This is a genomic window from Prochlorococcus marinus str. MIT 0917 (assembly GCF_027359575.1).
Classification (GTDB): Bacteria; Cyanobacteriota; Cyanobacteriia; order PCC-6307; family Cyanobiaceae; genus Prochlorococcus_B; species Prochlorococcus_B marinus_D.
In genome coordinates this window covers 1,589,483-1,605,716 of the sequence record NZ_CP114784.1, presented here as the reverse complement: position 1 = coordinate 1,605,716, position 16,234 = coordinate 1,589,483, and the positions used below count along the sequence as shown (strand labels likewise).

The following is a 16,234-nucleotide window of genomic DNA, read 5'->3' as shown; positions in this document are numbered from 1 at the left end:
GTCTTAACAAGAAATACACATATCGATAAAAAGGTCTCAATCAAAATTCAGAAGGCAAATGACCACTTTGAATCAAAATTGATCGAAAATGAATGGAAGCCTAACTACAGAACCAGATTCTTTTAGCGATGAAGCTTGGAGTCTTTTACTAATAGCTGAACAATCAGCCAGAAGGTGGCGACATCAGAATTTAGATGTTGAACATCTTATCCAAGTTCTTTTTAGAAATAGAAAATTTTTGAAATATACCGATTCCTTACCTGTAAACCATGAAGAAATAAATGAACTTTTAGAAAATTTTATCGCTGAACTTCCCATAAACAACCAATCAGACTTATTTATTGGAGAAGATTTAGAAATTCTTCTTGAAACAGCTGATGATTTTCGCTCTCGATGGGGATCTAATCAAATAGAGATATCTCATATCCTTGTCGCAATTGGTAGAGACAATCGCTTAGGAGAAGATCTTTTTTGTCAAGCAGGTCTCCCTAGTGAAATTCTTGAAGCGGAATTGAGACGACTACCAGCACCTAAATCATTTAAACAATCAAAAAGAACTACCACTCAACAAATAGAAAATAGACCACAAAAAATTCCAAGAACTTCTGTATCTACCAAAAAAACTTTAAAAAATCCTGACCCCGAGCCACTTGCTCCAATCATTAAAGAAGAGATCACATCAAAAGAAGAACCTTTAAAACTTAATGAAACGCCAAGTGCATTGGATTTATACTGTAAAGACCTTACTGCCGAAGCTGCCAATGGGAAATTAGACCCTGTGATCGGCAGAGAGTCGGAAATCAAAGCAATTACAAAAGTTTTATCTCGAAGAGGCAAAAATAATCCCGTACTTATTGGTGCTCCAGGTGTTGGTAAAACAGCAGTCGCAGAATTATTAGCTCAAAAAATAGTAGCCAACGAACTTCCTGATTCTCTTCAAGGTTTAAGACTAATTTCACTTGATATCGGCGCATTAATAGCTGGAGCTAAGTTCAGAGGGCAATTTGAAGAACGATTCAGATCATTGTTAAGTGAAATAAGCAATAACGAAAAAGGAGTAATCCTATTTATAGACGAATTGCACTCGATTGTAAGCAAAGACAGATCAAATAACGATGCTGGCAGTCTATTAAAACCGTTATTAGCTAGTGGGGACTTACGCTGTATTGGCGCTACGACTCCAGATAATTATAGACGTACGATCGAAAAAGATCTTGCACTTGATAGACGATTTCAGCAAGTATCAATCAAAGAGCCTAGCTTAGATTTAAGCTTAAAAATTCTAAAAGGACTTAAAGAAAATTATGAGTTTCATCATGGAGTTACTATTACTGATGAAGCGCTAAGTACAGCAAATCGCTTATCTCATAGATATATAAGTGATAGATGCCTACCTGATAAAGCTATTGATTTAATTGACGAGGCTTCAGCTCAAGTAAAAATCGAATCTGCATCAAAACCAAAAATCATAGAAGAGAAAGAATCTCAGATCAATCATTTGGAGTCTTCAATCCAAAAGGCAAACAAAGAGACAACACTAGAGACTATAAATAATCTTGAAGAACAGAAAGAATTGCTACTATACGAGCTAGCTCAGATCAAACAAAAATGGCAAGATCAGATTGAGAAAACAGCTGAATTAAAAGAACTAAAAATAAGAGCTGAAGAACTAAAAAATTTAACAAGAGAAGCTGAAATCTCTGGTGATTTCGAAGAAGTAGAAAGACTGAAATATGAACAACTTTTTCAAATCAAAGAAAGAATAAAAGGAATAGAAGCTTCTATTCAAGAAGATAATGAATATGGAAATTCCTTGCTAATAGAGCAAGTTGACCCAGAAGACATAGCTGATGTTGTTTCAAGATGGACAGGAATTCCTGTTAGCAAAGTTTTATCAGGTGAAAGACAAAAACTTTTAAATTTAGAACAAGACTTAGAAAAAAAAGTTATTGGTCAATCAAATGCAGTTCAAGCAGTCTCAGCAGCAATCCGTAGAGCAAGAGCTGGAATGCAAGACATAAGAAGACCTATAGGATCATTTCTTTTCCTAGGCCCTACAGGTGTTGGGAAAACTGAGCTTGCCAAATCACTAGCAAGTTCTTTATTTGATGAAGAGGATGCTTTATTGAGACTTGATATGAGTGAATTTATGGAGAGGAATGCTGTTTCAAGACTCTTAGGTGCACCGCCTGGATACGTGGGATACGAAGAAGGTGGGCAATTAACCGAGGCAATTAGAAAAAGACCTTATGCAGTTTTACTCCTTGATGAGATAGAAAAAGCTCATCCAGAAGTTTTCAACATCCTTTTACAGGTGTTAGACGATGGAAGACTAACCGATTCTCAAGGTCGAACAGTAGATTTTAGAAATACCATTATTGTTATGACCAGCAATCTTGCTAGCAAAGCAATCTTAAATAATTCACTTCAAGTTCAAAGCGAAAATTCAAATAAAAATACCCTTGCACAAGAATTAGATCAAAAAATCAACGAAGCTCTAACAAAACATTTTCGACCAGAGTTTTTGAACCGCATTGATGAAGTAATAAGATTCAGCCCACTAGAACCAGAAAGTTTAGAAAAAATAGTGCGACTTCAACTTGAAGAACTAAAGCAGCTTCTCAAGCACCAAGGGTTAGATCTGTATGTTGACGAAACCACCATTAAAACTCTTGCTGATGAAGGCTATGAACCTGAATATGGGGCCAGACCTTTAAGAAGAGTGATTCGAAGAAGATTAGAAAACCCACTGGCAACACAAATTTTAGAAGAGGCTTTTGAAGATGCCAGATCAATAAGGGTTGAAACTAAAGATGATGAGTCTAAAAAACTTCTTTTTTTTATAGATAACTAATCTATCAAACATAAGTTAGTCTAGGTTTATAGTCATTCTTTTAAAAGTACCTTCCCTTCCTTTTAATCTTCTCCCAAAGTGACAAGTCCAACCTCTAAAGAGGATCAAGAAAAGGTGATTCCTACAAAACAGGAAAATATTGCCTTAAAAAAAAGTTTTTTATCCTCTACAATTGATGAAATGAAACTTGTTGTATGGCCTTCACGCCAACAACTTTTCAGCGAATCTGTTGCTGTGATTTTAATGGTCACTTTATCAGCAGTCTCAATCGCGGCTGTAAGCCGTTTTTATGGATGGGCCTCTACTCAGATATTCCGCTGAGTTCACTAATCTAAATTTTTAAACCTCTCACCAATTCTTCCAGTGTCAGATATTGAAACCACTCCTACTAACGATTCAAAAATAATTGATACAACAGGGACAGTTGAGGATGATCAATCACATTTTGCAAACCAAACAATTAAGACAAATATTGCACGTTGGTACGCTATTCAAGTTGCATCCAGTTGTGAAAAGAAGGTTAAAGCGACACTTGAACAACGAGCTATCACTCTTGGAGTAAGTGACAGAATCATAGAGATAGAAATCCCTCAAACACCTGCAATTAAGCTAAAAAAAGATGGTAGCAGGCAGACCACAGAAGAAAAGGTATTCCCTGGATATGTGCTGGTTCGGATGGTGTTAGATGAAGATACAATGATGGCTGTAAGGAGTACTCCCAATGTGATTAATTTTGTTGGCGCAGAAGACCGAAGAGCTACTGGTAAAGCCCGAGGGCATATAAAACCTCGTCCTCTCAGTAGGCAAGAAGTTAATAGAATTTTCAAACGAGCAGCTGAGAAGAAAACTGTTGTCAAATTGGATGTAGAAGAAGGTGATCAGATTGTTGTGACGTCAGGTCCTTTCAAAGATTTCCAAGGAGAAGTAATTGAAGTTTCTGGCGAAAGAAACAAACTCAAGGCGCTTTTATCAATTTTCGGAAGAGAAACTCCTGTTGAACTTGAATTTTCTCAAATAACCAAACAAAATTGATTTTTAATTTCCTTTTGCTGTCTGGTCAGTCTAGGAGTTAAGTTTATTAGATAATTTATCTGATTAGTTTCAGATTTCCGCATTAGTTTAATTTTCAGCCGATGGCAAAGAAAGTAGTAGCCCTGATCAAGTTAGCCTTACAGGCTGGCAAAGCCAACCCAGCGCCTCCCGTTGGGCCTGCGCTTGGCCAACATGGGGTAAACATCATGGCGTTTTGCAAGGAATACAATTCGCGCACCCAAGACAAAGCTGGCTTTGTTATCCCTGTAGAAATATCAGTTTTCGAAGATAGAAGTTTTACTTTCATAACAAAAACTCCTCCTGCATCTGTTTTGATAACTAAAGCAGCAGGTATTGCGAAAGGTTCAGGCGAATCAGCGAAAGGAACTGCTGGTTCTATTAGTAAAAGTCAACTTGAAGAAATTGCTAAAACAAAACTTCCAGATCTAAATTGCAGTAGCATCGAATCAGCGATGAAAGTTATTGAGGGGACAGCCAAAAATATGGGGGTTTCCATAAAGGACTAACTAAATCGTAAAATCATTAAACGTTCTCTTAAAGGGGGAGACTAAAAGTCGAATGAACCCCTATTTATCATGAAAAATTTCTCTAAAAGAATGACAACGTTACTTTCCAAAGTGGAAGAACGTTCATACTCTCCAATTGAAGCCATAAAGCTAGTAAAGGAGAATGCAAATGCAAAATTCGATGAAACTATTGAAGCTCACATAAGACTAGGCATTGATCCAAAATATACCGATCAGCAACTAAGAACCACAGTTGCCTTACCAAGTGGTACCGGTCAGGAAGTACGAATAGCAGTAGTGACACGTGGAGAGAAAGTTGCTGAGGCGACTAAAGCAGGAGCTGATCTGGCTGGAGAAGAAGATTTAGTTGATTCAATCAACAAAGGAGAAATGAACTTCGACCTGCTAATTTCAACTCCGGATATGATGCCCAAGGTTGCAAAACTTGGAAGAGTTCTAGGGCCTAGAGGGCTTATGCCTAATCCCAAAGCAGGCACAGTGACAACCGATCTAGCAGGAGCTATTAAAGAATTCAAGGCAGGAAAACTTGAATTTAGAGCAGATAAAGCAGGAATTGTTCATGTCCGATTTGGTAAAGCAAGTTTTTCGGAAGAGGCTCTACTTGAAAATTTGAAGACATTACAATCAACAATAGAAAAAAATAAACCAAGCGGAGCAAAAGGAAAATTCTGGAAAAGCTTGTTTATTACATCCACAATGGGACCATCAGTAGAAGTAGATATCAACGAATTACAAGACTTGCAGAAAGAAAAGTGACCCTTATTGTTGTAAATTAGCTGAGTGGTATAACCACAAGGGCATGCGCCCAGCCAAAGACAGCAGGTCTGATTCTATTAAACCTTTCGTTTAATAGAATTTATAATCCCCGCCGAGGTATACGCAGGGTTTTATCTTTTTGGATTGAATCGTTAGCGGCCTCGATTCCCCAAGTGGAATATGGCCGTATGTCCAGTTCTTCCCCCGATTCGATCCAATTATTATGGGCCGCACGCTGGAAAGCAAAAAACAGATCGTCGAAACAATAGAGGGTCTACTAGATAACTCTGAAATGGCTTTAGTTCTTGATTACAAGGGCTTATCCACAAAAGAGATGTCTGACTTGCGCTCAAGATTGCAAAAAAGCGATGGCATCTGCAAGGTCACTAAAAACACCTTGATGCGTCAAGCCATAAAAGGGAGAGATTCCTGGACTGGTTTGGAGTCATTGCTTACTGGAACTAACGCCTTTGTTTTAATCAAAGGAGATGTTGGGAGTGCTGTTAAAGCTGTTCAAGCATTTCAAAAGGAAACTCAAAAGTCTGAGACTAAAGGAGGTCTTTTCGAAGGCAAACTTTTATCTCAAGATGAAATCAAAGCCATTGCAAAACTTCCTAGCAAGGAAGCACTTATGGCACAAATTGCTGGTGCAATGAATTCCATAACGAGCAAAATCGCTATTGGAATAAATGAGGTTCCCTCTGGGCTTGCAAGGACTCTTAAACAACATTCTGAGAGCGGCGAGAGCTGATACTCCCTGTTGAACAATTTGTTTTCTACTTACTTAGTTGCTGATTTAAAACATGTCTGCAAAAACCGATGAAATCTTAGATTCATTAAAAAGCCTCTCTTTGCTTGAAGCTTCAGAGCTTGTTAAGCAAATAGAAGAAGCTTTTGGTGTATCTGCCGCCGCATCTGCTGGCGTTGTCATGGCAGCCCCAGGAGCTGCTGCTGGTGGCGATAGTGCTGATGCTGCCGAAGAAAAAACTGAATTTGAGGTGGTTTTAGAAAGCTTTGAAGCTTCATCTAAAATCAAAGTCCTTAAAGAAGTTCGAAATGCTACAGGTCTAGGCCTTGGCGAAGCAAAAGCCTTAGTGGAAGCTGCTCCAAAAACAATCAAAGAAGGAGCAACAAAAGAAGATGCTGAAGCTTTAAAGAAAGCAATTGAAGCTGTTGGTGGAAAAGTAACTTTAAAATAAAATCGTTACTGGAAAAACACCTGTTTTCTGCTTATATGAGACCGGTCTATTCAGACCGGTTTTTTTATGTCTAAAGAAGAAAAATTGGCTATTGCTGCAGCGACTGATGGTGCATGTAGTGGCAATCCTGGTCCAGGTGGATGGGGCGCATTAATTAGATTCCAGGATGGAAGCGAAGTTGAATTTGGTGGTTTCAGTCCTGAGACAACAAATAATCGCATGGAATTACAGGCGGCATTATTTGTTCTTGAAAAATTAAAAAAAATAAAATTTCATCCTTCATTAACCATCAAAACTGATAGCAAATACTTAATTGATGGAATGGAAAAATGGATGTCGAATTGGAAAAAAAAAGGATGGAAAACGGCATCTGGCAAACAAGTTCTAAATCAAGATTTGTGGAAAGCTCTTGACCACCCTGAACTGCCAAAAATCAAACTTCAATATGTCAAGGGACATAGCGGAGAAAAGGATAATGATAGAGTTGATGCAATTGCTGTAGCTTTTTCTAAAGGTCGAAAAATACAGCTAAAAGATTTTGTCAAAAAATAAAAAAAACGATTTATACAATATTCTGCTTGGTCAGCTTCTGTCTCAAGACGAGGGTATTGATGCAGAAATACTTACCAATTCAGCTCTTAATGCCATTAAATTTGCATCATTAAATAGAAATTTTCCAATAATTTCTAATGTCCTTCTAAAAGCATCAAGTGATTTTCAAAGAAGCAAGTCAAGTTTAAATCAAATCATCTTTGGCTCGCACTTTAAAAATCCTGTAGGGCTTGCTGCTGGATTTGATAAAAATGGTGTAGGAGCTGGTCTTTGGAATTATTTTGGATTTGGTTTCGCCGAATTAGGAACCATTACTTGGCATGCCCAAAAAGGTAATCCAAAACCCAGACTTTTCAGAATTGCCAAAGAGAAAGCTGCATTGAATCGAATGGGATTCAATAATGAAGGCGCAGAAAAATTTCTGAAAACCATAGAAAGACAACAAATCCCAGCGCCTGGAAATAGGCCGTGTGTCCTGGGAATCAATTTAGGGAAGTCAAAAATCACACCTCTAGATGAAGCACATAAAGACTATTTTTTATCTTTAAGACTCTTGGCTCCCATATCAGATTATGCCGTTATCAATGTTAGTTCGCCTAACACCCCAGGCCTTCGCTCATTACAAGGAACAAAAGAAATTAAAAAGTTAATACGTACGCTAAAAGATTTTTCAAATTGTCCTCCTTTACTTGTAAAAATTGCTCCAGATCTGTCAAATGAAGAAATTGATGAAATTGCGAGAGTTTCAATTGAGAATGGTATTGATGGAATAATTGCAATCAATACGAGCTTAAATAGATTTAACTTAAAAAACTTAAGAATCAAAACTGGAAATACTTTAGAGCAAGAAAATGGAGGCTTAAGTGGACTCCCTTTAGAAAAAAGAGGACTGGAAGTTATTAGAAGGCTTAGGAATAGTACTAATAAAGCTTTACCACTTGTTGGTGTAGGTGGCATCAGTTCAGCACAAACAGCATGGGAAAGAATTGCCGCTGGGGCATCACTGGTTCAAGTGTATACAGGTTGGATATTTGAGGGGCCAAATCTAGTTCCAGACATTTTAGATGGATTAACCCTGCAAATGGAAAAACACGGATTCCGAAATATTAAAGATGTAATCGGTTCCGAAGAACCATGGAAATAAAAACACAAATGATTTCAATAATTAAATTTGATCTTTTTTAAACTGAACACAATATTATAAGAAATCTAATGAAAATAGACTTTGATATTCATGGAGGAAATATTGAGAAAGAAGCAAGAAAGTTAGGGCTATCTAAAGATAAAATAATCGATGCAAGTGCATCAATAGCACCTTTTAAACTACCTAAAAAGTTAAATAATCATCTCATTAATAGTCTTAAGAATGGATGTATAAAATATTATCCTGATAGAAGTTATTTTGAAGTCAAAAATTCTATTGCTAAATGGCATAATATTTACCCTTCAATGGTTATACCAGGTAATGGAGCCTCTGAATTATTTACATGGGCAGCAAGAGATGCAAGTTTAAATGGAATAAGTTCTTTACCCTCGCCCGGTTTTGGAGACTATAAAAGAGCTTTAAAATGTTGGAATGCTTCTTATATACATAGTCCTATTCCTTTATCTTGGACTAATAGAAATCCTCAGTCATTTCCCATTAAACCAAAAACAGATGTCTTATGGATTACAAACCCACACAATCCAACTGGACAATTATGGAGTCGTTCATCGATAGAAAAATTATTAAATAACTATAAACTCATAATTTGCGATGAAGCATTTATTCCTCTTACACCCAGGGGGGAACATCAATCAGTCATTAATTTAACTAAAAACTATAAAAATCTTATAGTGATAAGAAGTTTAACTAAGTTTCTAGGTATTGCCGGATTAAGAATTGGATACGCCGTAACTAACTCAGATAGATTATTAAAATGGAAAGAGATAAGAGATCCATGGCCAGTAAATACACTAGCAATAAATGCAACTAATATGATTATGAAAGACTCTAAAATGCATAAACAAAGATTAAATAAAATCCATAGATGGGTAGAAGAAGAAGGTAACTGGTTACATCAAAGTTTGTCAGAGTTTTCTACTATTAAGCCTCTACCCACAACTACGAATTTTCAATTAATTAAAAGTGATAGTTCTATATTAAATCTTGTTGAGAATTTAAAAAAACGAGGAATTTTATTAAGAGACTGTAGATCATTTACAAATCTAGATGCAAACTGGATTAGAATAAGTCTCCAAAAACGAAACCAAAATATTCAAATTATTAATACTTTAAAAGATTACATTAACTAATAGAATTAATAATCTCAAATATCTTATTTTCAGAATTAATACAATCAAAATTATTCATATTTAATTTCATTGCACTGAGAGAATTAGAATCTATCAAATGAGATATAGTTTTTTTCAAAATATCTTTTTCTGGCTCATGTTGATTCACTATTACAGCTCCTCCATATCTAGCCATATAAGCAGCATTTAGTTCTTGATGTTGATCAGCAGAAGATGGAAAAGGTATTAAAATTGAAGGGGTCTTAGTTGCCATTAATTCACAAATTGCACCAGATCCTGATCTACTTATTGCAAGATCAGCATTTTTAAGCAAGGCGGATATTTCATTACTAAATTGTCTTACAACCAAATTAGCGTTAGTAGCAACTTTATCTAATTTGTTATAGAAACAATCATTTTTACCGGTCAGATGAACAACTCTACAACCCTTACCAAGCAACCAAGGTAAGATATTCCTCACCATCTCGTTCATTTTTATTGCGCCTTGACTACCTCCCATCACTACAATCAGTATTCCTTCTCCGCGGGGGGCCCAAGGAGGAAGAGACTGATCCAAAATAAATTCTGACCTTATAGGTGTTCCAGTAAAACTTGTTCTACACCCTGGCAAATAGTCAGATGCTGATGGAATTCCTAATGCAACATGGTTACAAAATCTACCTAATAACCTAGTGACTTTACCTGGAATAGCATTAGATTCATGCAACACAACAGGGATGCCAGTCAGTTTTGCACCGAGAATGCTAGGAGCAGATATATACCCACCAGTAGTAAAAACAACGTTAATTTTCTTTTTACGTAATAGAAAAGATACCCGGATAGAAGCAAATAATAATTTATAAAAATCAAACATTTTTCTAAAAATATTTCCTTGTAATCCTCCGATTTTCAGCTTTATTAAATTGTATTTTTTGGGAACCAGTTCAATCTCTAGCCTATTTGGCACACCTAACCACTCAATTTCCCAAGAATTTGGAAGTGAATCAGCAAAAGACAATGCAGGATAAATATGCCCCCCCGTTCCGCTTGCAGCAATTAAAAGGCGAGGCATAAATTAAACAACCTTGTCCTTGAAGGCTAAGTTATATTGAGTAAAAAAGGTAGGCGTGCGAAATTCACTGATAGCTAAAGCAATAGTTTTTTTATTGTTATATCCCCTAATGATCAATTCTGCTTTTAGTAAAAATGTAGATAATCAGTCATTAATTAATCAATTAGAGGAACTTCTTAACCAAAGAGAGGATAATTTGCTAAAAGAGCTATTTCTGCAAAAATCATTCAATCAATTTAATAAACAGTATTTAGACTTCAGGCGAAAATATAAAGATGCAAAATGGTCAATTCAACCAATAAGCAATTATCGAAACAAATCATTTCTAAATATCAAAATCATATCTACAAGAAAAATTAATGATCAAATTTATAATCTACATACCAAACAAACTGTCAAGTTAGAGACTTACAAAAATAAGATCAGAAGCTATAAAGTTGTTGATGAAGAATCAATTCTGAATAGCCAAAAATCACCTCTTATTATAAAAATCGTGTCTCCAGAAAAAGTTCTCACTGGTGAAAAATATGAAATGAATTTAATTATTGAAAAACCATTAGACAATTCTTTAACTGCTAGTGGGATGATCATACTTAAAAATGAAGATAATAAGAAAATATCAAATGAAATCTTTGGGATTAAGCCTAATCAATCAGGTGGTCTATTTAAATATATTCAAGCACCCTTAAAACCTGGTTCTCAAACCATCTCAGCAATCATTACGCATCCAGAAGGGATTTATTTAATTACAAAAAAAATACAAGTAGGTTTATAAAACTTACTTGTATTAATCATCAAATTAAATTGAAATTATTAAACATCATCTAAAGCAGAAACACCAGGAAGAACTTTCCCTTCCAAGAGCTCCAGGCTAGCACCACCCCCAGTCGAGATATGAGACATGTTTTTTGCTAAACCTGCTTTCTCAACTGCTGCCACTGAATCTCCACCTCCAATAATTGTGCAGCATCCTTGAGCACTTAATTCAGCCAAAGTATTTGCTATCGCATTTGTTCCATTTGCAAATTTCTCAAATTCAAAAACACCCATCGGTCCATTCCAAATAACAGTTTTGCAATCTTTCAGTGCATCCTGAAAAAGTGCAACTGATTCTGAACCAATATCCAATCCCATCCAACCCTCGCTAATAGCATCAACTTTGGAAGATTTGCTATTAGCATCAGGAGAAAAATTATCGGCTAACACAACATCACTAGGCAAAAGGAACTCAACTCCTTTATCTTTAGCTTTCTTCTCCAAATCACTTGCCAATTCGAGCTTATCTTCTTCGACAAGACTATTACCAACAGATAATCCCCGAGCTTTATAAAAAGTAAATATCATCCCTCCACCAACAATTATCTTGTCGCATTTATCAATCAAAGACTCCAAAACCCCGATCTTACTGCTTACTTTTGAACCGCCAACTATTGCTGCCAAGGGTCTTTTAGGTTGATCTACAGCTCCTTGAAGGTACTTAAGTTCTTTTTCCATTAAATAACCAGCAACACATGGACTTAAGAACTTTGTAACCCCCTCAGTTGAGGCATGAGCGCGGTGGGCGGCTCCAAAAGCATCATTAACATAGACTTCTGCCAAAGAAGCTAATTCCTTTGCAAATTCTGTATCGTTTTTTTCTTCCCCAGCAATAAATCGAACATTTTCCAAAAGAACAACATCGCCATTGGACATAGCATCTACTTTTGACTTGGCTTCAGCTCCTACACAACTTTCAGTTTTTACAACTGTTTTACCAAGCAATTCACTTAGTCTTTGAGCAACAGAAGTCAAACGCATTGTTTCATTAACCTCTCCTTTTGGCCTACCAAAATGCGCAGAAAGAATAACTCTTGCACTCTTCTCAAGCAGGTCATTAATAGTTGGTAAAGCAGCACGAATTCTTGTGTCATCAGTTATTTGCCCCTCATCTCCTAATGGGACATTAAAATCAACTCTCACTAACACACGTTTGCCGCATAAGTCTTCAGCGCCGAGACTTGACAGGGAACGCTTAGACATAATGTATGGGATTCAGAAAGGAAACTGAGTGACCATAGCTCTTGAAAGGCACGAATTGGGTAATTACTAAGACACAGAAAAAATCTACCTAAACCTTATAAGAAACTAAAAACGTCTTTTTAGGTATTAAAAGTCTATACTTAAAACAATTAATTACCCCTAAAATGCCCTCAATGACTGGAAAAAACAAACTTTTAATATAAGGCTAAAAAATCAATTTTTTTGTGAACCTAATGCATAAGGAATTTTTTCCACCGGCAAGTTATTAAATATTGTAATTCTGTCAATCTAGATTAATCAATAAAAATTTAACTACCATCGGGATATTCTGAATAATTCAATTATTATTATCAACTTATTTAATCTTTTCAGATGATAAGTTGAACTTAAGTTTTTTAAAACTACACTCCCAAAAGAAATCAAAAATCAACTTTTACAAAATTTAAATTAGTCAATTTAATCCAACTTCTTTTTAAAATTCAGTGAACAAGCAGCTTATACAATGGTATCCAGGGCATATTGCTAAAGCAGAAAAACAATTAAAAGAGCATCTGAATAAAGTTGATCTAGTTTTCGAAGTGCGTGACGCAAGGATACCTCTCGCCACTTCTCATCCATATCTTCAAAAATGGTTAAAAGGAAAGAAGCAAATATTAGTTATTAATAGAAAAGACATGATTAATATTGATGCCCATAAAGCTTGGGATAAAAAACTAAGGTCAGAAGGAAAAGTCCCATGGTGGTGTGATGCAAAAGCTGGAACAGGCGTGCTCCAAATAAAACAAGCCGCTATTCGAGCTGGGCAAGAGTTAAATCAAAGACGTCTCGACCGAGGAATGAGAAATCGTGCAATTAGAGTTTTAACTCTTGGTTTCCCAAATGTTGGAAAATCTGCTCTCATTAACAGACTCGTTAAAAAGAAGGTTGTATCTAGCTCAAGAAAACCTGGGGTCACAAGAAGTTTGAGATGGGTAAGATTGGGACAAGATCTTGATCTATTGGATGCTCCTGGTGTTCTGCCGCCTAGATTTGAAGATCAAAATGCCGCATTAAAATTGGCCATTTGTGATGATATTGGTCAAGCCGCATACGATACTGAACAAGTAGCCATTAACTTTATGAAGCTTCTTGAGACATTAGAAAACACCCAAGAAGCGGGAATCAAGTCAATGTGTCTTCAAAATAGATATGGAACATTTGTCAATGAAACTATTAAAGACAAATCATCATGGCTACTTTCAGCAGCAGAACGTCACACTTCTGGAGATACTAGAAGAATGTCTCAAAGATTACTTGATGATTTTCGCAAAAATTTATTGGGTAATATTTCTCTTGAACTCCCCCAATGAATAAAGAAATCAAACATGAATTTGGGCAGGGACCAGGTGAATTATTTGAGAGTGAATATAAGAAGCCTTTACCTATGCGTCTTGATAGATGGCTGGTAAGTCAACGAGCCGAACAAAGTAGGGCTCATATTCAGAAATTCATTGAAGCGGGGTTTGCAAAAGTGAACGGTAAAATTGGAAAAGCGAAAACTCCCGTTAGGCCAGGTGACATTATTCAACTTTGGGTTCCACCACCTGAGCCTCTTCCTTACTTAAAACCAGAAAAAATTGATTTGGATATTTTATACGAAGATAATCATTTAATAGTCATTAATAAAACAGCAGGGATAGCAGTTCATCCTGCACCAGGGAATAAATCAGGAACTTTAGTCAATGGTTTAATAAATCATTGTCCAAACTTACCAGGCATCGGAGGTAAATTAAGACCTGGGATAGTTCATCGCTTAGATAAAGACACAACTGGATGCATTGTAGTAGCGAAGACTCAAGAAGCCTTAGTTAAACTACAAATTCAAATACAAAAAAGAGTAGCCTCAAGAAATTATATTGCTGTTGTCCATGGAGCGATTAAAGACAATGAAGGTATGATTGTCGGATGTATTGGTCGACATCCAAAAGATAGAAAAAAATATGCTGTAGTTGATGAGGAATCTGGTAGATATGCTTGTACACATTGGAAATTAATTGAAAATCTGGGAAATTTTTCTCTTCTTAAATTCAAACTTAATACAGGTAGAACGCATCAAATTCGTGTTCATAGTGCACACATAGGTCATCCTATTATTGGAGATCAAACTTATAGTAGGTGTAAAAAATTGCCTATTAAACTTGGTGGCCAAGCTTTACATGCAATTGAATTAGGTTTAATACACCCAATAACATTAGAAAAAATGAAGTTTACAGCTCCATTACCTACAGATTTTGAACGACTTTTAAAAGTTTTACAATATAAAAATAATATTATTTAGGAAGTCTAGGACATGCATTTACCATTTTTTTTGTGAGATGTTTTTGAGGATTATTTAACAAATTCTTACCAGAATTCTCTTCGATAATTTTCCCTTTATCAAACACTAATACTCGGTGACAAAAGCCTGCCGCAACTGACAAATCATGGGTTATGAACAACATAGACAGTTTTAATTTTTCTTGCAAAGAGCGTAGCAACTCCAAAACTTCTGCTTGTATTTCAGCATCTAACATACTGACACTTTCATCACAGATAAGTATTTTAGGATTAAGTGCAAGTGCTCTTGCAATAACTACTCTTTGCTGTTGTCCGCCTGAAAGCTGAAAAGGTAAGCGTTGTTCATACATTGCTGTGGGCGTTAAACCAACTAGTTCTAAAAGAGTACGAGCTTTTTCTCTAGCTTGAGGCCGACTTAGCAATTTATGGATAAGAATTGGATCTATAATTGCATCAATTACTGACATCTTAGGATTCAAAGAAGCAGAAGGATCTTGAAAAATAATTTGAATATATTTACGTAGTTGTTTTAAAGATTTTCCATTCATATTTGAAATATTCTTTCCAAGAAAAAAAACACTTCCACCTCTAGTAGGCAATAAACCAGCCAACGCTCTACACAGAGTGCTCTTGCCACATCCTGATGGACCTACGATACCAATAGTTTCACTTTCATACAAAGAGAAGGTAACTTCATTAACAGCTTTCAACCAAAAAGAATTGAACGGCCAAAAGCCTAAATCATGCCAACAACGTAATCTATTTACTCTCAATAATGCATCACTTTTTTTCATTATTTCTCTCTCAGAACCCTCTAGAATTTTGGCTGCATTAACTAATTTTTTAGCAATCTCAGTTTTTGGATTACCAACTATCTCTTTTATATTTCCAGATTCTACTATTTGACCGCAATCAAGTATTGCAATTTTATTACACCATTTATATGCCATAGATAAATCATGACTAATTAATAGTAAGGCAGTTCCAATTTCATCACAAAGTAAACTCAGTTCACCCATGATTTGATCAGCTATTAATGTATCCAAACTAGTTGTAGGTTCATCAGCAATGATCAAAGGAGGTCTTAAACAAATTGCCAAAGCAATTGCTACACGTTGTCTCATCCCTCCACTGAATTCATGCGGAAAAGAATTAAACCTTAAAGGATCTATTCCAACTTTTTCTAAAATACTTTTAGCTTTTTTCACTAAGTTTTCAATTGGTTCAGAATTATCATGAGCTTGAAAAGTATCAACCAAATGATCACCAACAGTCATTAAAGGATTTAAACGTGACATTGGGTCCTGAAATATCAATCCCACCTCTTTCCCTCGAATAGTTTGTAAAGAAGCCTTGTCTAGATCCAATACATTTTTTCCATTTAAAACAATCTCACCATCACAATCACATCCATTGGGAAGGAGCTGCATTACAGCCTTAGCAACAGTACTTTTACCACATCCTGAACTACCAACTAATGCAAGCCTATCGCCACGATTTATATTCAGATTTAGTCCTCTTAACACTAAAAATGAGGTATTTGGATAAATAGCATTTAGTTTATTTATCTTTAAAACTTCTTTTGATGAATTATTCATAAAAAGGTAGCAAG

16 protein-coding genes are annotated in these 16,234 nt (G+C 35.8%); 13 read left to right on the top strand and 3 right to left on the bottom strand.

Going from position 1 to position 16,234, the window contains the following annotated elements:
• The first annotated feature begins 88 nt into the window (after window positions 1–88).
• The 10 genes from O5637_RS08925 (at window position 89) to O5637_RS08880 (ending at window position 9,236) form a co-directional block, all read left to right on the top strand.
• On the top strand, window positions 89–2,854 hold the full coding sequence (locus tag O5637_RS08925) for an ATP-dependent Clp protease ATP-binding subunit (RefSeq protein WP_269604354.1): 2,766 nt from the start codon (window positions 89–91) through the stop codon (window positions 2,852–2,854).
• A gap of 78 nt (window positions 2,855–2,932) precedes the next feature.
• Window positions 2,933–3,175 carry a preprotein translocase subunit SecE gene (gene secE / locus O5637_RS08920; RefSeq protein ID WP_269604353.1) on the top strand — a complete coding sequence of 81 codons (243 nt, stop codon included), beginning with the start codon at window positions 2,933–2,935 and terminating at the stop codon, window positions 3,173–3,175.
• An 84-nt stretch (window positions 3,176–3,259) separates the two neighbouring features.
• Complete coding sequence (gene nusG / locus O5637_RS08915; protein WP_420063734.1) at window positions 3,260–3,886, top strand: transcription termination/antitermination protein NusG; 627 nt, start codon at window positions 3,260–3,262, stop codon at window positions 3,884–3,886.
• Window positions 3,887–3,987: 101 nt separating this feature from the next.
• Window positions 3,988–4,413: a 50S ribosomal protein L11 gene (gene rplK / locus O5637_RS08910; RefSeq protein ID WP_269604350.1), complete on the top strand. Its 426-nt coding sequence runs from the start codon at window positions 3,988–3,990 to the stop codon at window positions 4,411–4,413.
• A 69-nt stretch (window positions 4,414–4,482) separates the two neighbouring features.
• On the top strand, window positions 4,483–5,190 hold the full coding sequence (rplA, locus tag O5637_RS08905) for a 50S ribosomal protein L1 (protein WP_269604348.1): 708 nt from the start codon (window positions 4,483–4,485) through the stop codon (window positions 5,188–5,190).
• A 223-nt stretch (window positions 5,191–5,413) separates the two neighbouring features.
• Window positions 5,414–5,941, top strand: a complete 528-nt coding sequence (gene rplJ / locus O5637_RS08900; protein ID WP_269604347.1) for a 50S ribosomal protein L10 — start codon at window positions 5,414–5,416, stop codon at window positions 5,939–5,941.
• 52 nt (window positions 5,942–5,993) lie between these two features.
• Window positions 5,994–6,389 (top strand): 50S ribosomal protein L7/L12, encoded by a 396-nt coding sequence (rplL, locus tag O5637_RS08895; protein ID WP_269604345.1) that lies wholly within the window; start codon window positions 5,994–5,996, stop codon window positions 6,387–6,389.
• Between the two features lie 66 nt (window positions 6,390–6,455).
• Entirely contained in the window at window positions 6,456–6,941 is a 486-nt protein-coding gene (locus O5637_RS08890; RefSeq protein WP_269604343.1) for a ribonuclease H family protein, read from the top strand.
• On the top strand, window positions 6,928–8,085 hold the full coding sequence (locus O5637_RS08885) for a quinone-dependent dihydroorotate dehydrogenase (RefSeq protein WP_269604342.1): 1,158 nt from the start codon (window positions 6,928–6,930) through the stop codon (window positions 8,083–8,085). Before O5637_RS08890 ends, O5637_RS08885 begins: the two co-directional genes overlap by 14 nt.
• A gap of 68 nt (window positions 8,086–8,153) precedes the next feature.
• Entirely contained in the window at window positions 8,154–9,236 is a 1,083-nt protein-coding gene (locus tag O5637_RS08880; protein ID WP_269604340.1) for a pyridoxal phosphate-dependent aminotransferase, read from the top strand.
• Here the strand turns inward: O5637_RS08880 and murG are convergent.
• Entirely contained in the window at window positions 9,229–10,287 is a 1,059-nt protein-coding gene (gene murG / locus O5637_RS08875; protein ID WP_269604339.1) for an undecaprenyldiphospho-muramoylpentapeptide beta-N-acetylglucosaminyltransferase, read from the bottom strand. The two genes, O5637_RS08880 and murG, sit on opposite strands and share 8 nt — an antisense overlap.
• Window positions 10,288–10,396: 109 nt before the next feature.
• On the opposite strand from murG, the gene O5637_RS08870 reads away from it, so the two are divergent.
• Window positions 10,397–11,062, top strand: coding sequence for a hypothetical protein (locus O5637_RS08870; RefSeq protein ID WP_269604337.1), 666 nt, complete (start codon window positions 10,397–10,399; stop codon window positions 11,060–11,062).
• Window positions 11,063–11,100: 38 nt separating this feature from the next.
• On the opposite strand, the gene O5637_RS08865 is transcribed toward O5637_RS08870, so the two are convergent.
• Window positions 11,101–12,306, bottom strand: a complete 1,206-nt coding sequence (locus tag O5637_RS08865) for a phosphoglycerate kinase (RefSeq protein ID WP_269604335.1) — start codon at window positions 12,304–12,306, stop codon at window positions 11,101–11,103.
• A gap of 482 nt (window positions 12,307–12,788) precedes the next feature.
• Here O5637_RS08865 and ylqF point away from each other — a divergent pair, with 482 nt between their 5' ends.
• Both ylqF and O5637_RS08855 read left to right on the top strand, forming a co-directional pair.
• Complete coding sequence (gene ylqF, locus O5637_RS08860) at window positions 12,789–13,655, top strand: ribosome biogenesis GTPase YlqF (RefSeq protein ID WP_269604333.1); 867 nt, start codon at window positions 12,789–12,791, stop codon at window positions 13,653–13,655.
• Window positions 13,652–14,623 (top strand): RluA family pseudouridine synthase, encoded by a 972-nt coding sequence (locus O5637_RS08855; protein WP_269604332.1) that lies wholly within the window; start codon window positions 13,652–13,654, stop codon window positions 14,621–14,623. Before ylqF ends, O5637_RS08855 begins: the two co-directional genes overlap by 4 nt.
• On the opposite strand, the gene O5637_RS08850 is transcribed toward O5637_RS08855, so the two are convergent.
• Window positions 14,616–16,220, bottom strand: coding sequence for an ABC transporter ATP-binding protein (locus O5637_RS08850; RefSeq protein WP_269604330.1), 1,605 nt, complete (start codon window positions 16,218–16,220; stop codon window positions 14,616–14,618). The genes O5637_RS08855 and O5637_RS08850 overlap by 8 nt on opposite strands.
• Window positions 16,221–16,234 lie beyond the last annotated feature (14 nt).